Raw genomic sequence first — 17,773 nt, 5'->3', positions numbered from 1 at the left:
CGGAGGGGCAACGGCCGGCACGCCACGTCCTGTCACGCTGCGGATCAGTTGGACTTCTTCTTGTCGTCCACTTCCTCGAAGTCGGCGTCGACCACATCCTCGGCGCCCGGCTGGGCCCCGGCGGCACCGGCACCGCCCTGGGCGCCTTGCGCCTTTTCCGCCTCGGCCTTGTAGATCGCCTCGCCCACCTTCATGGCGGCGTTGGCCAGCGCCTCGGTCTTTTCCTTGATCGCCTCGGCATCCTCGGCCGACAGGGCCGTGCGCAGGTCGGCGACCGCCGCCTCGACCGCCGCCTTGTCGCCGGCGGCGATCTTGTCGGCATGTTCGGCGAGGTTGCGCTCGGTCGAATGGATCAGGCCCTCGGCGTGGTTCCGCGCCTCGACCAGTTCCTTGCGCTTCTTGTCGTCGGCGGCATGGGCTTCGGCATCCTTCACCATCTTCTCGATGTCGGCATCCGAAAGACCGCCGGACGCCTGGATGCGGATCTGCTGTTCCTTGCCCGTGCCCTTGTCCTTGGCCGAGACCTGGACGATGCCGTTGGCGTCGATGTCGAAGGTCACCTCGATCTGCGGCACGCCGCGCGGCGCCGGCGGAATGCCGACGAGATCGAACTGGCCGAGCAGCTTGTTATCCGCCGCCATCTCGCGCTCGCCCTGGAAGACCCGGATGGTCACCGCGTTCTGGTTGTCGTCGGCGGTGGAGAAGACCTGGCTCTTCTTGGTCGGGATCGTGGTGTTGCGCTCGATCAGGCGGGTAAAGACGCCGCCCAGGGTCTCGATGCCCAGCGACAGCGGGGTGACATCGAGCAGCAGCACGTCGCGGACGTCGCCCTGGAGCACGCCGGCCTGGATGGCGGCGCCCATGGCCACCACTTCGTCCGGGTTCACGCCCTTGTGCGGTTCCTTGCCGAAGAAGGTCTTCACGATCTCCTGGATCTTCGGCATGCGGGTCATGCCGCCGACGAGCACCACTTCATCGATCTGGCCGGCCGAGAGACCGGCATCCTTCAGCGCCTTCTGGCAGGGCTCGATCGTGCGCTGCACCAGATCGTCGACCAGGCTTTCGAACTTGGCGCGGGTGAGGCGCAGGGTCAGGTGCTTCGGGCCCGTGGCGTCGGCCGTGATGAAGGGCAGGTTCACTTCGGTCTGCATCGCCGACGACAGCTCGATCTTGGCCTTTTCCGCCGCTTCCTTCAGGCGCTGCAGGGCGAGCTTGTCCTTGCGCAGGTCGATGCCGCCGTTCTCGCGCTTGAATTCGTCGGCCAGATAGTCGACGAGGCGGAGGTCGAAGTCCTCGCCGCCGAGGAAAGTGTCGCCGTTGGTCGACTTCACCTCGAAGACGCCGTCGCCGATCTCGAGCACCGACACGTCGAAGGTGCCGCCGCCGAGGTCATAGACCGCGATGGTCTTGCCGTCCTGCTTGTCGAGGCCATAGGCGAGCGCCGCCGCCGTCGGCTCGTTGATGATGCGCAGCACTTCGAGGCCGGCGATGCGGCCGGCGTCCTTGGTCGCCTGGCGCTGGGCGTCGTTGAAATAGGCGGGAACGGTGATCACCGCCTGGGTGACGGTCTCGCCCAGGAACGATTCGGCGGTTTCCTTCATCTTCTGCAGGATGAAGGCGGAAACCTGGCTGGGGCTGTACTTGGTGCCGCGCACATCGACCCAGGCGTCGCCATTGTCCGCCCTGACGATGTTGTAGGGCACCATGCCCTTGTCCTTCTGGGTCATCGGATCGGCGAAGGAGCGGCCGATCAGGCGCTTGATCGCGAACAGCGTGCCTTCCGGATTGGTGACCGCCTGGCGCTTGGCGGCCTGGCCGACCAGACGCTCGTCGGCGGTGAAGCCGACCATCGACGGCGTGGTGCGGGCACCTTCGGCATTCTCGATCACTTTCGGCTTGGGGCCGTCCATGATGGCGATGCAGGAATTGGTGGTCCCGAGGTCGATACCGATAACCTTGCCCATCGTACTCTCCTTTGCGGCAGGCGTCGGCGGCCCGAACGGCACCGGCGACACCCCCTGGGTTCTGAAACGGGGCGCGGGGGACCGGCAATGCCCCCTCGCGCGCTGTGGCTTATATAGGGCCCTGATTTGCGCGCCGCAACGGCCCGTGAGGGGGTCTAATCCCCTGCCGGCAAAAAAATCCGCCCCCGGGGCCGGTTGCCCGGGGGCGGTTCCCCAGGCCCCGCCTACCAGTTGAAATGGGCGCCGAGGAAGAGGGCGCGGCCGCTGCCCGGCTCGAACACGGCCGAGGCGTCGGTCGCCGTATTGCCGGTGCTGGCGCTGGCGATATAGGCCTCGTCCAGAAGGTTCCGGCCCTCGAAGAAGAGGGAGACATGCCGCGACAGGTCATAGCCGGCGCTGAAGCCGAGCAGGGCATAGGATGCGGTTTCCGTCCGGTTGGCATTGTCGACGTAATAGGCTTCCGGCACCCATTCGACATTCGGCCCGAAGGCATAGCCCGCCGGGTTCCGGTACAGCAGTTCGGCCCGCAGCATGTGCCGGGGCGCGCCCGGCAATTCATTGTCGCCGAACACGCGGTCGCCGTCGAAGCGGAAGTCGCTGAACGTATAGGCGCCCCGCAGCCAGACCCGGTCCGCCTGATCGCCCTCGACGAAAAGGGCCTTCGCCACCGTCAGGCCGAAGCCCGCCTCCAGGCCCTGGTGGAGGGTGCGGTCGGCATTGGCGACGGCGACGAGGCCGCCGCCCAGGTCCTCGAACAGGAATTCGCGGCGCAGCCGGCTGTGATAGAGGGTGATATCCCATTCGTGGTCGGCGGTGGCGCCCCTGGTACCGATCTCATAGGTCAGCGCGGTCTGCGGCCTGGTGTTCGAAAGCGCGGCCTGGGCGAAATTCAATTCGCCGAAGCTCGGCATTTCGGTCGCTTTGGTCACATTGGCGAAGACCTGCCACCCGGCCGAGATATCGAAGAGCAGGCCGAGCTTCGGGTTGAAGGCGTCGAGGTCGATATCGCCGCCGGCGGTGTTGAAGATCGCCTCCCGCTCGCGCGAGGCCCTGATGTATTGGCCGCCGATGACGAGGGCGAGCCCGGGCACCACGTCGAAGGCGTTTTCGACATAGAGGCTGGTGGTCTCGGCCTTGTCCTTGGCCTTCGACAGCAGCGCGCCCTGACGGGCGCCCGGCAGGTTCTGGTACTGGGCATTGTCCAGGCGGCCGCCGGCGACGCTGAGGCCGAGCGTCAGGCGGTTGTCGTGGCCGAAGATCCGGCCCTCGTTCTCCACCCGGGCGAAAAGGCCCTGATCCCGGTATTTATAGTCCAGATACTGGTAGATCGGGTGGACGAGCTGCTTTTCCGAAGCATAGAAGCCCACCTCGAGGCTGGTTTCGCCCAGGATCACGGTCGTCTTGTTGGCGAAGCGCAGCGCTTCGATATTGCGCTGGTAATCCTGGGTCAGGTTGCCGGCGGCCGCGGTCCTCGGGCGGTTCAGCGCCGCCGCCTTGCCGACCGAACCCGGGATATATTGCTCGATGTCGCTGGCGTTCACATAGAAGCGGGTCTCGGCCCGGGGCGAGAGGCGCCAGCCGAGGTTGGCCGAGCCGCGGAAGGACTCGCCGTCCGCATGGTCGCGAAAACCGTCGTCCTGCAGCCAGGAGCCGGTGGCATGGACGTCGACCGCGCCGCTGGCCGTGCCGCTGGCCAGTTGCAGCTGGCGGAAACCGTCGCTGCCGATCACCGCCCGGCCGGAGATAAGGCTGGCGTCATGGCCGCTCGGGGTGACGAAATTGACCGCGCCGCCGGTCGAATTGGCGCCGTAGCGCAGGCCGTTGCCGCCCTTCCAGACCTCGACATGATCATAGGCGGTGGGGTCGATTTCCTGGGCGTCGCCGCTGCCGTCGGCGAAGATCATGGGGATGCCGTCCTGGAACAGCTGGATGCCGCGCAGGTGGAAATTGCGCGACAGGCCGCTGCCCCGGATCGAGAAGCGGGCATCGCCGCCCCATTTCGGCTGGACGAAAACGCCCGGCTCGTAATCGAAGATATCCTTCAGGGTGGCGGCCGGCGTATCGGCATAGTCTTCGGCCGGAACGACCGCGGCGGCGCCGGGGGTGCGGGCGATGATCCCGGCCGCCGCCGCCGCATCGGGCGCGGTCAGGGAGACGGCCCCGGCGGAAACCGAGACGGTGGGCAGGACGTCCTGGGCCGCCGCCGGCAGGGCGGCGAGCAGGGCCGGCAGGGAGACGAGGGCGAAACGGATCTTCGGCATGGGATGGCCTTTCATCAGGCGCGGGCAGTGCCGCGGCGCAGCAGGCGCACGATGAATTCGAGGGCGGCGACGGCGAGCAGGCTCGCGGCCGTCAGCGGAAACAGAAGAGAGAGGACGAGGATGAGGGCGCTGGCCCCCGCCATCACCCCGTTGCCCGGGACCGGCGGCACGCCGAAGGACCGGGCCGGCCGGCGCTTCCACCACATGACGGCGGCGGCCAGGCTCATGACCACGATGGCGATGCAGGCGAGCAGCATCAGCATCTGGTTCAGCGGCCCGAATTCCTGGCCGAGATGGACATTGATGCCCCATTCGATCGCCTTCGCCCCGGCGCCGTAATCGGCGAAGCCGACATCGGCCAGCACCAGGCCCGAATATTGATCGACATGGACCGCGCGCTGGCGGGTGATGTCGTCGGGGAAGACCGAGGCGGTATAGACCCCGACCGCCCCTTGCGGCAGGGCCAGGGTGAAGCCCGGGGCGATGCCGGTGGCCCGGACCGCCTCCAGCGCCCGTTCGACCGAAAGCGCCGGATGGCCGGAGACGGCGGAGGACGGCACCGGGCTGCCTTCGAGGGTCCAGCCCGCTTCGGTGACCGCACCGAGGGGAATGCTCGATTCCGGTGCCGCGTCCCAGAGATAGGCCGGATAGCCGGCACCCCGGGCATTGATCTCCGCATTCAGCCGGTCGCCGAGAAAGCCCGACCAGGGCAGGCCGGTCACCGCCAGGAACAGCACGAAGCCGCCGGCGACGATGCCGGTGACGGCATGGAGGTCGCGCCAGAACACCCGCTTGCCCGGGGTTTCGCGGATGGTGACGACACCGCCCCGCCGGCCGCGCGGCCACCACAGGTAGATGCCGGTGACGACCAGGATCACCGCCCAGCCGGCGACGATCTCGATCACCCGGTTGGGCCCGTCGCCGAGAATGGCCAGGGAATGGATCCGGCGCAGCACCTGGGCCAGTTTCTCGTCCTGGGGAATGCTGCCCAGCACCTTGCCTGTGCCCGGATCGACATAGACCGAGCGGCGGACCCCGGCCTCGTCGTCGACCACGATATCGATGCTGCGGTCGGACGCGGCCGGGGCGACCAGCTTCACCGCCCGGCCGGGAACGGCTTCGACGGCGGCGGCGATCAATCGGTCGGCGGGCAGCGCCCAGGCCGGCGGCGCGACCACGAGCAGGTCGCGGTGGCGGGCAAGCTCGATCTCGTCCTTGAACAGGTAGAGGCCGCCGGTCAGCGCCAGCGCGATCAGAAACGGCAGGGCGAACAGCCCGGCATAGAAGTGCCAGCGCCAGACGGCGCGGTAGAAAGTCCCGAGGCGGGCGCGGGGCATGGCGCCCGCGGCCCGATCGGCAGCAGAAAGGGTCATGAGTATCGTCCTGGCAGGGCGCAGGCCGGCACGCCGGCCCGCGCAGTCACGGGGAAACGGGTGACGTCAGGCCAGGAGGACGGGCGGGGCGCGGGCTTGCCGGCGCTCGGGCGGGCCGGCGGGCACGATGCGGCCGGCGATCGCCAGCCAGGGGCCGGCGGCGACCGCGACCGGCACCGGCGGCTGGAACAGGGGTTCGGGCGGCGCGGCCAGGGCCTGGTGCGGCATGGCCGGGCACAGGGCGCAGGAACGGTCGGCCGCCGGCGCCTGCGGCTTGCCGCCCTCGTCCCGGCCGGGGGAGCCCTTCTCCCCGGCCAGAAGATCGGCAAGGCTGACAACCTTGTAGCCATAGAGGGTGCAGATCACGACCGAGATCTGGTCGGCCCCGGCGACCGGCGCCGCCGTCGGGGGTGGCGTCGTGCCGCCATGGCGGGCCATGGCCGCCGCCTGCACCGACGGCAGCAGGACAAGGGCGAGAACGGCAAGAAAGGCGAGGATCGTGCCGGACAGGGAAGTGCGGCGCGAAGCGCGCCGGCGCAACCGTCCTGTCCGCATCCCGATGGTCATTGCCGCCCCTGCCCTGCCGGCACGGACGATCGTCGAGACCGCCTGCCGGACCGCCGCGCTTTCCGCGCGATCGATCCAGCTTTTGCGGATCGGAACCGTTCAGGTCAAGCGGTCTGATCGACCACGGGTGCGACAGATTCGGCCTTGGCGACGCCGACCTTGGCCGCGCGCAGCAGGCGGTCGTGGATCTGGTAGCCGGTCTGGATGACCTGGATGATGGCGCCGCCCGGCTGGCCGGTGCCCGGCGCCTCGAACAGCACCTCGTGCTTGTTGGGATCGGCCTTCTCGCCCAGCGCCGGGGCGATGCGGGTGATGCCGGCCTTTTCGAAGGCGGCGAGCAATTCGCGCTCGGTCATGCCGATGCCGTCGAGCAGGCCGGCCAGGGCCCCGCCCTCGGCGCGGGCGTCGCCCGGCACCGCCTCGATCGCGCGGCGCAGGTTGTCGGCGACGCCGGTCAGGTCGCGGGCGAGCTTGGTCACGGCGTATTTCGCCGTATCCTCGCGCTCGCGCTCGGTGCGGCGGCGCAGGTTCTCGGTCTCGGCGAAGGCGCGCAGCAGGCGGTCCTTCAGGTCGGCGACCTCCGCCTGGAGGGTTTCGACCGTGGGGCCGGCTTCCGGGGCGGCCGGCGCCTCGGCGGCGGTTTCGGTCACGACGGTTTCGGGATGTTCGGTCTCGGTCATTTCGGGTCCACTTAACGTCAACTGATCAGGCGGCCGAGCATCCTGGCGGTGTAATCCACCATGGGCACGACCCGCCCGTAATTCACCCTTGTCGGCGCGATCACGCCGATCATGCCCACGATCCGTTCCTCCTGGCGCTTGAAGGGCGCCACGATCAGGGACGAGCCGGACAGGCTGAACAGCTTGTTCTCCGAGCCGATGAAGATGCGCACCCCATCGGCGTCCTGCGCCAGTTCCAACAGTTGGAGAACGTCACGCTTGCTTTCAAGGTCGTCGAACAATTGCCTGACCCGCTCGAGATCCGCAAGCACCGTGAGATCGTCGAGCAGGCGGGCGCGGCCGGAAACGATCAGCATGTTGCGCTCGTCCTCGCCCGACCAGGTGGCGAGCCCGGCTTCGACCACCTTGGCGGCAAGCAGGTCCAGTTCCGCCTTGCGGTCCTCGATCTCGTGCAGGATGCGCGTCCGCCCCTCGGCCATGGTGCGGCCGCCGAGGCGCGCCGACATATAGTTCGACGCCGCCTGCAAGGCCGAGGGCGTCAGGCCCGCCGGCACGTCGACGATCCGGTTCTCGACCGAGCCGTCCTGGCCGACGAGGACGGCCAGCGCCCGCCCCGGGCCGAGGTGGACGAATTCGACATGGGACAGCGAACGGTCCGACTTCGGCACGATGACGAGGCCGGCGCATTGCGACAGGCCGGACAATTGCTTGGTCGCCTCGGTCAGCAGGTCTTCGACCGAGCGGCCGGCGGCGGCGCCATGGGCTTCGATCGAGCGGCGCTCGTCCTCGGTCAGGTTGCCCAGTTCGAGAAAACTGTCGACGAAGATGCGCAGGCCCGCCTGGGTCGGCATCCGCCCGGCCGAGGCATGGGGGGAATAGAGCAGGCCGGCCTGTTCGAGATCCTGCATCACGTTGCGGATCGAGGCCGGCGACAGGGTGATGCCGAGGCGCTGCGACAAGGTGCGCGAACCGACCGGCTCCCCCGTCTCGAGATAGGACTCGACGATGGTGCGGAAGATCTGGCGTGAACGCTCGTTCAACTCCTGGATCATGCCGTCATTCCTGATGCTTTACGCAGGTGCAATGTAGGAAGCCTGCCGCGGCCCGTCAATCGCTCGCCTTGAGGGTGCCCGGCCCTCGAGGGTGGACAAGCCGGCGGAACGGGCGCCCAATAAAACGGGGCTGACCTCTCCACAACGACAAGAGTGAAAGGAGAACGCCATGGATTATTGGAGCCTGCTGGCCCGCCAGCGATCCAACGAAGCGAAGGCCCGGGCGCTGAGCCCGATCCTGCGCCGCGCCGGCGGCGGCCGCGCCACCCCCGTGCTGGCCGATGCCGGCCGCACCATCGCCGCGCTGCGCCAGGAAAACGCCCGCCAGCAGGCGGAAATCGACGTTCTGCGCGGCGAAATCGCCGACCTTCGGGGCCGCCCGTCCTGAAGCTGCGGAGCGCTGTTGATCCCCGCCCCGGGGCCTGCGACCATCGGGGCGGGGAATGGCGCCGAGGGGGAACGGCATGCGCGGATTGATCGGTCTCGTTACCGGCCTGCTGCTGGCGGCAGCGGCGCCGGCCGCAGCGGAAACGCAATATTTCCGGATCGCCACCGCCGGCGAGACCGGGACTTATTTTCCGGTCGGCCATGCGCTGGCCGCCGCCGCCAGCCGGCCGCCGGACCTCGTCGTTTCCGCCATCGCCTCGAACGGTTCCGTCGCCAATGTCGAGGCGATCAGCAACGGCACGGTCGAATCGGGCCTCGTCCAGGCGGATGTCGCCCATTGGGCGATCACCGGCACCGGCGCCTATGACGCCAGGGGGCCGCGCCCGGGCCTGCGCGCCATCGCCGCCCTTTACCCGGAGACGGTCCACCTCGTCGTGCGCCGTGACAGCGGCATCACCGGCATCGACACGCTGCGCGGCAAGCATGTCTCGATCGACGAGCCGGGCTCGGGCACGCTGGCCGACGTCCGCCTGATCCTGGACGCCCATGGCTTCAACGAGCGCGACTTCGTCGCCGAATATTACAAGCCCGACCTCGCCGCCCAGCTGGTGGGCGACGGGCAGCTGGACGGTTTCTTCTTCGTCGGCGGCTTCCCGAGCGAGGCGATCGCCATGCTGGCCGGCCGCAAGCTGGGCGAGATCGCCCTGGCCCCGATCGCCGGGCCGGGGGTGAACCGGCTGCTGGCGGACAATGCCTTCTTCACCCCGGCGCGCATTCCGGTGAACACCTATCCCCGGCTCGACGCGGTGGAGACGGTGGCCGTCCGCGCCCTGTGGCTGACCGGGGAAGACCAGCCGGCCGAATTGATCGAGCGGCTGACGGAGGCGCTCTGGTCCGATCAGGCCCGCGCCGTGCTCGACGCCGGCCACGCCCAGGCCCGGGCGATCCGCCCGGAAACCGCCCTTCTCGGCCTCACGGTGCCGCTGCACCCGGGCGCCGAAGCCTTCTACCGCAAGGCCGGCCTGATCAAGTAAGAGAAAGGCTCAATCGCCCGCCGGCCAGAACGCCGGATCGATGATCTGATCGAACGACCACGGGCAGGCGGGCGGAAAACTTTCTTCCGCAAGGCCGGTCTCCAGGCCGGCAGTGCGCCGCGCCTTCCTGTAGGCCCGCTGCAGGCTGTCGTCGACCTGCGCCCTGAGGCTCGGATTATCCGCCAGAAGGTCGGCGAGATCGTCGCGCTGATTGAGGATCGTCGTCCGCCACGACGCGCCCTGCAAGGCCGGCTGGAAGCGCCATTTCAGGAGATGCAGGAGAAGGACCGCCAGGCGGCTGATCAATTCGCGCTTTTCGGCCTTGCCCATGCTTTCGATTTCCTCGGCGATATGCTCGATATCGGCCGCCGCCAGCCGGCCGGCGCGCAGCAGCGCCGCCTGTTCGTTGGCCCAGGCGTAGAAATCCTCTTCGTAAAGGCGGGACTTTCCGGTCATCGCTGTCTCCGGCCCGAAGCCTAGCGAATTTCGCCCGGACTGTCATTCCGGCCGGCGCGATTTGCCTTTTCATAAATCCGGCGATTGGCTTTAAAAGGGCGGCCGGAACCATTCTCAAAGGGGAATTCTCATGCGCGCCCATGGCCGCCAGGCCGACCAGCTGCGGCCCATCAGCCTCGAGCCCGGTTTTTCCAAACACGCCGAAGGCTCGTGCTTCGTGCGTTTCGGCGACACTCATGTGCTCTGCACCGCCTCGATCGACGAGAAGGTGCCGTCCTGGCTGCGCGGCCAGGGCCGGGGCTGGGTGACCGCCGAATACGGCATGCTGCCCCGCGCCACCCACAGCCGGAACGACCGCGAGGCGGCCAAGGGCAAGCAGACCGGCCGCACCCAGGAAATCCAGCGCCTGATCGGCCGCGCGCTCCGCGCCGCCATCGACCTCGAAAAACTGGGCGAAGTCTCGATCAAGATCGACTGCGACGTGATCCAGGCCGACGGCGGCACCCGCACGGCCTCGGTCACCGGGGCCTATGTGGCACTCTACCAGGCGATCGAAGGGCTGATGAACAAGGGCACGCTCAAGGAAAACCCGATCCGGACCGAGGTCGCGGCGGTTTCCTGCGGCATCGTCAAGGGCGAGGCCCTGCTCGACCTCGATTACACCGAGGACAGTTCGGCCGGGGCGGACGCCAATTTCGTCCTGACCGGCACCGGCCAGATCGTCGAGATCCAGGGCACGGCGGAAGGCGCCCCCTTCAGCGCCGAGGAATTCGCCAATCTCTTCGCCCTCGCCCAGGGCGGCATCGCCCGCCTGACCGCCTATCAGCGCACGGCGCTCGGGCTGTTCTGATGAAACTCTCGGGCCGGCTGGTGGTCGCCAGCCACAATGAGGGCAAGGTGCGGGAGATCGGCGATCTCCTCGCCCCCTTCGGCATCACCCCGGTCTCCGCCGGCAGCCTGAACCTGCCCGAGCCGGAAGAAACCGAAACCACCTTCGCCGGCAATGCCGAACTGAAGGCGCGGGCCGCAGCCCTTGCCGCCGGCCTGCCGGCGCTGGCCGACGATTCGGGCCTTTCGGTCGAGGCGCTGGGCGGCGATCCCGGGATCTATTCCGCGCGCTGGGCCGGCCCGGGCAAGGATTTCGCCGTCGCCATGGACCGGATCGAAACCCTGCTGCGGGAAAAGGCTGCGCTGCTGCCGGCGCAGCGCCGGGCCTGGTTCACCTGCGCCCTGGCGCTGGCGCAGCCGGACGGCCGCTGCACCACTTTCGTCGGCGAGGTTCACGGTACCCTGGTCTGGCCGCCGCGCGGCCGTAACGGCTTCGGTTACGACCCGGTGTTCCAGGCCGAGGGCGCGGAGATCACCTTCGGCGAGATGGAGCCGGCGGCGAAACACGCGATCAGCCATCGCGCCATCGCCTTCCGCCAATTGGTCGACAGCCTGAAGGATTGAAACCGCCCGCCCGTCCCCCTACCCTGGTCCGACAACGATACCGCTGGGGGGCGGGCTATGGGCAGACTGGTGAATTTCCTTCTTTCGCTGCTGGTCCTCGCCGGGCTTGCGGTCCATGGCTATTTCTACCTCGCGACCGAGGAGATCCATCCCTGCCGGGCGGCCCTCGTCCGCCTCGGGCCCCATAATGCCGAGACCACCCTGGCCCTTCAGTTCAAGGGGCCGGACCGCAATCTCGATACGATCGTCGAATGCTATGCCGTCGCCTTTGACGGCGCATCCGAAGCCCCCGTCTCAACCCCCATTGACGTGCCGGCCCCGGCAGTCCAATAGGCGGGGATGAGCGAAACGATCCGTGCCGGCGATCCCGGCACAATGGCGCTTTACGTCCATTGGCCATTCTGCAAGTCGAAGTGTCCCTACTGCGACTTCAACAGCCATGTCCGCGACAGCGTCGACCATGGTGCCTGGGCGGCGGCCCTGACGGCGGAAGTGGCGCGGGTCGCCGCCCTCGCCCCCGGGCGGGTGCTGACCTCGATCTTCTTCGGCGGCGGCACACCGTCCCTGATGGACCCGGCGACGGTCGCGGCGGTGATCGCGGCGGCGGCCAGGGCCTGGCGCTTCGCCGCCGATATCGAGATCACGCTCGAAGCCAATCCGACCTCGGTCGAGGCCGGGCGCCTCGGCGATTTCCGCGCCGCCGGGGTTAACCGGGCCAGCCTCGGCGTGCAGTCGCTGGCGGAGGGCGATCTCCGCTTCCTGGGCCGGCAGCATTCGGCGGCGGAGGCGCTTCAGGCCGTCGCCACCGCGCGGGCGATCTTCCCCCGGGTCTCCTTCGACCTGATCTATGCCCGGCCCGGCCAGACGCCGGCACGCTGGGGCGAGGAATTGCGCCGCGCCCTCGATTTCGGGCCCGACCACCTCTCGCTCTATCAACTGACCATCGAGGAGGGCACGGCCTTCCACGCCGCCGTCCGCCGCGGCGACTGGGCCCCCCTCGACGAAGAGGCCCAGGCCGCCTTGTTCGAACAGACCCAGGCCCTGCTGAACGACGCCGGCCTGCCGGCCTATGAAATCTCGAACCACGCCAGGCCGGGCAACGAAAGCCGGCACAACCTGACCTATTGGCGCTATGGCGATTATGCCGGCATCGGCCCGGGCGCCCACGGCCGCCTGACCCTGGACGATGGCCGGGCGATCGCGACCAGCGCCTGGCGAAAGCCCGAAACCTGGGCGGACCACGTGCGCGAAACCGGCGACGGCACCGAATTCCGCCACGACCTCGATACTGCCGCCCGGGTCGACGAAGCGGTGATGATGGGCCTGCGCCTGACCGAAGGCGTGCCGGTCGACCGGCTGGAACGGCTGGGAAACGCGCCCTTCGCCCGGCTGATCGCGCCGGCGCGGCTGGAACGGCTGGCCGCCGGCGGCTTCCTGACCCTGGCCGACGGCCGCCTGAGCGCCACGGCCGCGGGCCGGGCCGTGCTCAATACCCTGCTCGGCGAATTGCTCGCCTGATCAATCCGCGGTCCAGAGGGCGTTCTTGATTTCGCCGATCATGGCGGCATGGGCGGCCGCTTCCTCGGCCGTCGGCTCGTGCGGGCGGGGCGGGCGGATCTCGCGTTCGCGCGCCCCGGCCCGGGCCAGGCTGCTGCGGGTGAGCGAGAAACCCTGCTGACGGCCGCCCACCAGTTCGAGATAGACCGCCGCCAGCAATTCGCAGTCGAGCAGGGCGCCGTGCTTGCCGCGCTTCGACAGGTCGACGTCGAAGCGCTTGCACAGCGCATCCAGGCTGGCCGGCGCGCCGGGGAACTTGCGGCGGGCGATCAGCACCGTATCGGTCGCCCGTTCCATCGGGAAACCTTCGCGCCCCAGGCGGGCCAGTTCGGCATTCAGGAAGCCGATGTCGAAGGCGGCATTATGGATGACGAAGGGGGCATCGCCGATGAAGGCCAGGAAATCATCGGCGACGGCGGCGAACAGCGGCTTGTCGGCCAGGAATTCGTCGGTCAGGCCGGTGACGTTGCGCGCCCCTTCCGACATTTCCCGTTCCGGGTTGACATAGACCTGATAGGTCCGCCCGGTCGGGACATGGTTCATCAATTCGACGCAGCCGATTTCGACGATGCGGTCGCCATTGTTGAACTCGAAGCCCGTGGTTTCGGTGTCGAGAACGATTTCCCGCATCAGGCCAGCCTTTCGTCGCGCTTTGGCGGGGGGTCGCCCAGCAGGGTCTCGACCACGCGCCGGACATGGCCGCGCGCGACCTCCAGCCCCTGGTCGGTCGGGATGACGAAATCGGCCTGCGCTCGCTTGTCGCCGTCCGGCACCTGGCGCGACAGGATCTCGTCGAGTTTTTCGGCACTCATGCCCGGCCGCTCCAGCACCCGCCGGCGCTGCACCTCGGCCGGGGCCGAGACCACGGCGACATAATCCGCCCGGTGCTGGCCGCCGGTTTCGAACAGCAGGGGAATGTCGAGCACCACGAGGGCCGTGCCCCGGTCGATTTCCGCCACCAGAAAATCGCGCTGCACCTGGGCGACCAGGGGATGGATCACCGCTTCCAGCTTTTTCCATGCCCCCGGGTCGCCGGCGATTTCGCGCGATAGCAAGGCGCGGTCGACGGCGCCGTCGCGCACCACCGCGGGAAAGATCTCGCCGATCGGCCCGACCGCCCGGCCGCCCGCGGCATAAAGACCATGCACCGCGGCATCGGCGTCATAGACCGGGATGCCCAGGTCGCGGAACATCTTCGATGTCTCGCTCTTGCCCATGCCGATCGAGCCGGTAAGGGCGAGGATGAGCGGCCGGCCCCGGCCGGGTTCAACGGGCGAGGACATGGCGGCGCAATTCCTCCGTCACTTCGGGCACCAGCCCGAACCAAGCGGCAAAGCCCGGCACGGCCTGATGCAGCAACATGCCGAGGCCATCGACCGTCCGGTTGCCCCGGGCCTTCGCCCGGGCCAGGAGATCGGTCTCGAGGGGGGCATAGACGATATCGGTGACCACCGCCGCCTCCGCCAGGCCGTCCAGCGGCAGGTCCAGGGCCGGCTGGCCCTGCATGCCGAGGCTGGTGGTATTGACCAGGAGATCGATGTCGTCCAGCCGGTCGGCCCGCTCGTCCCAGGGCACGGGCACGACATAGGGCTCGAAGGCGCGGACCAGGGCATTGGTCTTGTCCGGGCTGCGGTTGGCCAGCTTGATCTCGACCACGCCGGCCTCGATCAGCCCGGCGATGACCCCCCGCGCGGCACCGCCGGCACCGAGCACGAAGGCGCTCGCCCCGTCCAGGGCAAGGCCCGGCGCGCCCTGGAGCAGGTTGGCGATGAAGCCGGGCGCATCGGTGTTGCGCCCGCTCAGCGTGCCGTCGTCCTCGACGATCACGGTGTTGATGGCGCCGATGCGCCGCGCCGTTTCATCCACCCGGTCGACGATCCGCATCGCCGCCTCCTTGTGGGGCACGGTCAGGTTGCAGCCGCGAAAGCCCAGCTTGGGCAGGGCGCGCAGCGCGTCCTGCAAGTCATCCGGGCGGACGGCCAGGGGCAGATAGGCGCCGTCGATGCCGTGCTTCTCGAGCCAATAGCCATGCAGCCGGGGCGAGCGGGAATGGCCGACCGGCCAGCCCATCACGCCCGCCAGCCTCGCCTTGCCGGAAATCATCATGTGCCGAGCGCGCCCCTGATGCGCAGATAATCGAGAACCGCCAGCAGGGGCAGGCCCTGGATGGTGAAATGATCGCCGGCGATGCGGTTGAAGAGTTGCAGCCCCAGCCCCTCGACCTGATAGGCGCCGACCGAGGACAGCACGACCTCCCCCGCCGCGGCGAGATAGGCGTCGATGAAGTCGTCCGTATAGGGCCGCATCTCCAGGGTGGCGCTGGCGATGTGGCGCCAGACCGGGGCGCCGTTCTCGCAGATCACCACGGCCGAGATCAATTCATGGGCGCGCCCGCGGAAAGCCTGGAGATGGGCCCGGGCATGGGCCATGTCCGCCGGCTTGTCGAAGACCACGCCGTTCTGGACCAGGATCTGGTCGGCACCGATGACGAGAGCGCCGCGCCAGCGCTGCGAGACTTTCATCGCCTTCAATTCGGCCAGGAAATCGGCCATGTCGCGCGGGGCGACGCGTTCGGCCAGCATCGACCGCTTCAGCTCCGCCTCGTCGACATTGGGGGGATCGATGGCGACCGGGATGCCCGCGGCCTCGAACATGCGGCGCCGGGTCAGGCTGCCGGAGGCGAGCACGATCGCCCGCCCGGCGGGCAGGACCGGCGCGGCGGCGGTTTCGGGACTTGGGGAGGCTGGAGTCGACATGCTATCTCTATGGCCAGTTTCAATCGACCTTGCAACGGGGCGGCACTCGCCGAAGCGATCACCATGTTCATCAGGCCGCCGGACGATTTTACCCAGGCGCGCCGGCAACTGACGAAATTCCTGCTCGGCTATTCCCTGACCGAGAGCTATTACGCCTTCATGCTGGCCCGCAAGGCCTATCCCTTCATCGCCAAGGCCAATATCGTGCCGGGCACCGCCCTGCCCCGGACCGAGCACCGCCACCAGCGCACCGCCTTCGTCATCCTGCTGGAACAGCCGCTGCCGCGCGCCTTGATCCGCCATTTCCGGGTGCGGAAATCGAACCGGGTGACGCCGCAGAACCTGGCCGGCCTGTGCCCCGGGGTGACGGCGGACAATTTCGATCCCCTGACGCTGAGGCCGTCCGAACCCGACAGCAAGGCCCTGCTGCGCCGGCTGATGCCGATCGACTATGCCGTGCTGGCGGAACCGCAGGCGGCGCAAGGCCCGATCACCCTGTCCCACGTCCATGTGAAGATCGAGCGCCTGACCGACAATGCGATCCGGGAACTGGCGGCCGAGCTTGGCTATATCGAGCGCCGCCTGTTCGAGCGCGGCGAGGATTACGCCGACGCGCTGGAAGCCAAATATTACGAATACTACGGCTTTCCCGGCAATGCCTCGGGCCGGAAGTCGGCGGCGGCCATGGCCGCCCAGATGCTGGGCAAGACCGGCATGCGCTTTACCGTGCTGCTGGCCAACCAGGACGATTGCCGCATCACCATCCTCGACGAGGGCGAGACGATCACCCAATACATGGTGATGCGCCTGGATCGGGAGGGCGAGGAACAATTGCACCAGGCGGCCGCCGCCGCCGGCGTCGAGGATCTCGGCGCCTATACCCTGGCGACCGACGAGCGCGGTTCGGCCATCGTCATCTATCGGGTCGATTTCGTCCGGGCGGCGCCCGCCCGCGGCCGCGGCCGCAGCGATGCCGACCGCCTGCTGCGCCAGCCCTGGCTGGAGATCGCCCGCGAATGGGTGGTCAAGGTCCCGACCGTCGACCAGGACAATCTGGACGATGCGCTCGATACGCTGTTCGACCTCGACCGCGGCCACCTGGACGCCCTGCCCGAGGAATTGCCCATCACCTGGGCAAGGCGCCGCAGCCCGCTCACATCAGGTTGAGGCGGTCGTAATAGAGGTTGAGGATCGCCGCCGACGTTTCCTCGATCGAGCGGCGCGAGACGTCGATCACCGGCCAGCCCTGCTTGACGAAGAGACGGCGGGCTTCGGTCAATTCCCGGTTGATCGCCTCGAGATCGATATAATCCGTCGTCTCGTTCTGGCCGAGCAGCAGCATGCGGTGGCGGCGGATCTGCACCAGCCGTTCCGGCGAGGTGGTGAGGCCGACGATCAGGGGCCCGGTCAGCTCGAACAGGATTTCCGGCAGGGGCAGGCCCGGCACCACCGGCACATTGGCGGTCTTGATGCCGCGATTGGCGAGATAGACCGCGGTCGGCGTCTTCGAGGTCCGCGACACGCCGAGCAGGATGACATCCGCTTCCATCAGGCCCTGGGGATTCTGGCCGTCGTCCTGGGCCAGGGTGAAATTCATCGCCTCGATACGGCGGAAGTAATCGGCGTCCAGGGCATGCTGGCGCCCGGGCATGGGCCGGGCCGGCGTGCCGAGATAAGCGGCCAGGTTCTGGATGATCGGGTCGAGGACGTTGATCACCGGGACATGGCGGGCAAGGGCGCCTTCCTCCATGGCGTTGCGCAATTCGATGTTCACCAGGGTGAACAGGATCAGGCCGCCGGTCGAGGCCGCCATGTCCAGGGCGCGTTCGATCTGGTTCCGGCTGCGGGCCATGAAGCTGACGTGCTGGACCGCGGCCACGTCCGGAAATTGCGACAAAGCCGCCTTGGCCACCGAGGATAGGGTTTCGCCGGTCGCATCCGAGACCAGATAGAGATGCAGGCGCCGCGTCCCCTCGCCTGTGAATAACGGGGAGAGAGGGGAAGACTCGGGCTTTTCGCCGCAGGCTTCGGCATCGGCGGATTCAACCGGCTCGGTCATCACCATGAAACTCCCTTGAGGGGCAAATTGTCGCCACCCTGTGGACAGGGGAACCGGCCCTTGCCGATCAGGCATCGAACGTCCAACTTATCCCCGCGATCCCCATTCGCCAACCGGTGCCAAAACCTCGACTTGCCGCGATTTAGCCACTAGTGAAGGAATGGATGACGGGTCT

At 68.2% G+C, this 17,773-nt stretch carries 19 protein-coding genes; 7 read left to right on the top strand and 12 right to left on the bottom strand.

All coding sequences use genetic code 11. The features are described from left to right. Positions 1-44 precede the first annotated feature (44 nt). The 6 genes from dnaK to hrcA form a co-directional block, all read right to left on the bottom strand. Positions 45-1,964: a molecular chaperone DnaK gene (dnaK, locus tag DKG75_RS11805; RefSeq protein ID WP_109921323.1), complete on the bottom strand. Its 1,920-nt coding sequence runs from the start codon at positions 1,962-1,964 to the stop codon at positions 45-47. A 224-nt stretch (positions 1,965-2,188) separates the two neighbouring features. Then, a complete protein-coding gene (locus DKG75_RS11800; RefSeq protein ID WP_109921322.1) occupies positions 2,189-4,225 on the bottom strand; it encodes a TonB-dependent receptor family protein in 2,037 nt (678 codons plus the stop codon). Between the two features lie 14 nt (positions 4,226-4,239). Beyond that, positions 4,240-5,598: a PepSY-associated TM helix domain-containing protein gene (locus tag DKG75_RS11795; RefSeq protein WP_109921321.1), complete on the bottom strand. Its 1,359-nt coding sequence runs from the start codon at positions 5,596-5,598 to the stop codon at positions 4,240-4,242. 66 nt (positions 5,599-5,664) lie between these two features. Next, entirely contained in the window at positions 5,665-6,165 is a 501-nt protein-coding gene (locus DKG75_RS11790) for a DUF2946 family protein (protein ID WP_133637011.1), read from the bottom strand. A 104-nt stretch (positions 6,166-6,269) separates the two neighbouring features. Continuing rightward, on the bottom strand, positions 6,270-6,845 hold the full coding sequence (gene grpE, locus DKG75_RS11785; RefSeq protein WP_109921319.1) for a nucleotide exchange factor GrpE: 576 nt from the start codon (positions 6,843-6,845) through the stop codon (positions 6,270-6,272). 17 nt (positions 6,846-6,862) lie between these two features. Then, complete coding sequence (gene hrcA, locus DKG75_RS11780) at positions 6,863-7,897, bottom strand: heat-inducible transcriptional repressor HrcA (RefSeq protein WP_109921318.1); 1,035 nt, start codon at positions 7,895-7,897, stop codon at positions 6,863-6,865. Positions 7,898-8,066: 169 nt separating this feature from the next. On the opposite strand from hrcA, the gene DKG75_RS11775 reads away from it, so the two are divergent. Both DKG75_RS11775 and DKG75_RS11770 read left to right on the top strand, forming a co-directional pair. Further along, the gene (locus tag DKG75_RS11775) at positions 8,067-8,285 is read left to right on the top strand and encodes an FtsB/FtsL family cell division protein (protein WP_109921317.1); all 219 of its coding nucleotides are present in this window, start codon (positions 8,067-8,069) and stop codon (positions 8,283-8,285) included. Between the two features lie 76 nt (positions 8,286-8,361). Then, positions 8,362-9,318: a TAXI family TRAP transporter solute-binding subunit gene (locus tag DKG75_RS11770; RefSeq protein WP_109921316.1), complete on the top strand. Its 957-nt coding sequence runs from the start codon at positions 8,362-8,364 to the stop codon at positions 9,316-9,318. A gap of 9 nt (positions 9,319-9,327) precedes the next feature. Here DKG75_RS11770 and DKG75_RS11765 read toward each other — a convergent pair whose 3' ends face one another. Beyond that, entirely contained in the window at positions 9,328-9,774 is a 447-nt protein-coding gene (locus DKG75_RS11765; protein WP_109921315.1) for a DUF29 domain-containing protein, read from the bottom strand. 130 nt (positions 9,775-9,904) lie between these two features. On the opposite strand from DKG75_RS11765, the gene rph reads away from it, so the two are divergent. Genes rph through hemW form a run of 4 tightly spaced genes read left to right on the top strand, consistent with a single transcriptional unit; the run spans position 9,905 to position 12,744 of the window. After that, complete coding sequence (rph, locus tag DKG75_RS11760; protein ID WP_109921314.1) at positions 9,905-10,624, top strand: ribonuclease PH; 720 nt, start codon at positions 9,905-9,907, stop codon at positions 10,622-10,624. Further along, positions 10,624-11,226 (top strand): RdgB/HAM1 family non-canonical purine NTP pyrophosphatase, encoded by a 603-nt coding sequence (gene rdgB, locus DKG75_RS11755; RefSeq protein WP_109921313.1) that lies wholly within the window; start codon positions 10,624-10,626, stop codon positions 11,224-11,226. Before rph ends, rdgB begins: the two co-directional genes overlap by 1 nt. Positions 11,227-11,283: 57 nt before the next feature. After that, positions 11,284-11,559, top strand: a complete 276-nt coding sequence (locus DKG75_RS11750; protein ID WP_109921312.1) for a hypothetical protein — start codon at positions 11,284-11,286, stop codon at positions 11,557-11,559. Positions 11,560-11,565: 6 nt separating this feature from the next. Further along, a complete protein-coding gene (hemW, locus tag DKG75_RS11745; protein WP_208112113.1) occupies positions 11,566-12,744 on the top strand; it encodes a radical SAM family heme chaperone HemW in 1,179 nt (392 codons plus the stop codon). Here hemW and dnaQ read toward each other — a convergent pair whose 3' ends face one another. Genes dnaQ through DKG75_RS11725 form a run of 4 tightly spaced genes read right to left on the bottom strand, consistent with a single transcriptional unit; the run spans position 12,745 to position 15,539 of the window. Then, on the bottom strand, positions 12,745-13,413 hold the full coding sequence (gene dnaQ, locus DKG75_RS11740; RefSeq protein WP_109921310.1) for a DNA polymerase III subunit epsilon: 669 nt from the start codon (positions 13,411-13,413) through the stop codon (positions 12,745-12,747). It lies immediately after the preceding gene. Next, positions 13,413-14,066, bottom strand: coding sequence for a dephospho-CoA kinase (gene coaE / locus DKG75_RS11735; RefSeq protein ID WP_109921309.1), 654 nt, complete (start codon positions 14,064-14,066; stop codon positions 13,413-13,415). The genes dnaQ and coaE overlap by 1 nt, the downstream gene beginning before the upstream one ends. After that, positions 14,050-14,889 (bottom strand): shikimate dehydrogenase, encoded by an 840-nt coding sequence (locus DKG75_RS11730; protein ID WP_109921308.1) that lies wholly within the window; start codon positions 14,887-14,889, stop codon positions 14,050-14,052. The genes coaE and DKG75_RS11730 overlap by 17 nt, the downstream gene beginning before the upstream one ends. After that, a complete protein-coding gene (locus tag DKG75_RS11725; protein ID WP_109921307.1) occupies positions 14,886-15,539 on the bottom strand; it encodes a Maf family protein in 654 nt (217 codons plus the stop codon). Before DKG75_RS11725 ends, DKG75_RS11730 begins: the two co-directional genes overlap by 4 nt. Before the next feature lie 63 nt (positions 15,540-15,602). On the opposite strand from DKG75_RS11725, the gene DKG75_RS11720 reads away from it, so the two are divergent. Beyond that, the gene (locus DKG75_RS11720; protein ID WP_133637013.1) at positions 15,603-16,706 is read left to right on the top strand and encodes a hypothetical protein; all 1,104 of its coding nucleotides are present in this window, start codon (positions 15,603-15,605) and stop codon (positions 16,704-16,706) included. On the opposite strand, the gene DKG75_RS11715 is transcribed toward DKG75_RS11720, so the two are convergent. Next, on the bottom strand, positions 16,693-17,598 hold the full coding sequence (locus tag DKG75_RS11715) for a pyruvate, water dikinase regulatory protein (RefSeq protein WP_208112114.1): 906 nt from the start codon (positions 17,596-17,598) through the stop codon (positions 16,693-16,695). The genes DKG75_RS11720 and DKG75_RS11715 overlap by 14 nt on opposite strands. Positions 17,599-17,773 lie beyond the last annotated feature (175 nt).

Source organism: Zavarzinia compransoris, from assembly GCF_003173055.1.
GTDB classification, from domain to species: Bacteria; Pseudomonadota; Alphaproteobacteria; order Zavarziniales; family Zavarziniaceae; genus Zavarzinia; species Zavarzinia compransoris.
This window is presented reverse-complemented; position numbering and strand designations above follow the sequence as displayed.

Coding starts and splice junctions, on each gene's coding strand:
- dnaK (WP_109921323.1), bottom strand. CDS start 1,964: ATGGGCAAGGTTATCGGTATCGACCTCGGGACCACCAATTCCTGCATC.
- DKG75_RS11800 (WP_109921322.1), bottom strand. CDS start 4,225: ATGCCGAAGATCCGTTTCGCCCTCGTCTCCCTGCCGGCCCTGCTCGCC.
- DKG75_RS11795 (WP_109921321.1), bottom strand. CDS start 5,598: ATGACCCTTTCTGCTGCCGATCGGGCCGCGGGCGCCATGCCCCGCGCC.
- DKG75_RS11790 (WP_133637011.1), bottom strand. CDS start 6,165: ATGACCATCGGGATGCGGACAGGACGGTTGCGCCGGCGCGCTTCGCGC.
- grpE (WP_109921319.1), bottom strand. CDS start 6,845: ATGACCGAGACCGAACATCCCGAAACCGTCGTGACCGAAACCGCCGCC.
- hrcA (WP_109921318.1), bottom strand. CDS start 7,897: ATGATCCAGGAGTTGAACGAGCGTTCACGCCAGATCTTCCGCACCATC.
- DKG75_RS11775 (WP_109921317.1), top strand. CDS start 8,067: ATGGATTATTGGAGCCTGCTGGCCCGCCAGCGATCCAACGAAGCGAAG.
- DKG75_RS11770 (WP_109921316.1), top strand. CDS start 8,362: ATGCGCGGATTGATCGGTCTCGTTACCGGCCTGCTGCTGGCGGCAGCG.
- DKG75_RS11765 (WP_109921315.1), bottom strand. CDS start 9,774: ATGACCGGAAAGTCCCGCCTTTACGAAGAGGATTTCTACGCCTGGGCC.
- rph (WP_109921314.1), top strand. CDS start 9,905: ATGCGCGCCCATGGCCGCCAGGCCGACCAGCTGCGGCCCATCAGCCTC.
- rdgB (WP_109921313.1), top strand. CDS start 10,624: ATGAAACTCTCGGGCCGGCTGGTGGTCGCCAGCCACAATGAGGGCAAG.
- DKG75_RS11750 (WP_109921312.1), top strand. CDS start 11,284: ATGGGCAGACTGGTGAATTTCCTTCTTTCGCTGCTGGTCCTCGCCGGG.
- hemW (WP_208112113.1), top strand. CDS start 11,566: ATGAGCGAAACGATCCGTGCCGGCGATCCCGGCACAATGGCGCTTTAC.
- dnaQ (WP_109921310.1), bottom strand. CDS start 13,413: ATGCGGGAAATCGTTCTCGACACCGAAACCACGGGCTTCGAGTTCAAC.
- coaE (WP_109921309.1), bottom strand. CDS start 14,066: ATGTCCTCGCCCGTTGAACCCGGCCGGGGCCGGCCGCTCATCCTCGCC.
- DKG75_RS11730 (WP_109921308.1), bottom strand. CDS start 14,889: ATGATGATTTCCGGCAAGGCGAGGCTGGCGGGCGTGATGGGCTGGCCG.
- DKG75_RS11725 (WP_109921307.1), bottom strand. CDS start 15,539: ATGTCGACTCCAGCCTCCCCAAGTCCCGAAACCGCCGCCGCGCCGGTC.
- DKG75_RS11720 (WP_133637013.1), top strand. CDS start 15,603: ATGTTCATCAGGCCGCCGGACGATTTTACCCAGGCGCGCCGGCAACTG.
- DKG75_RS11715 (WP_208112114.1), bottom strand. CDS start 17,598: ATGACCGAGCCGGTTGAATCCGCCGATGCCGAAGCCTGCGGCGAAAAG.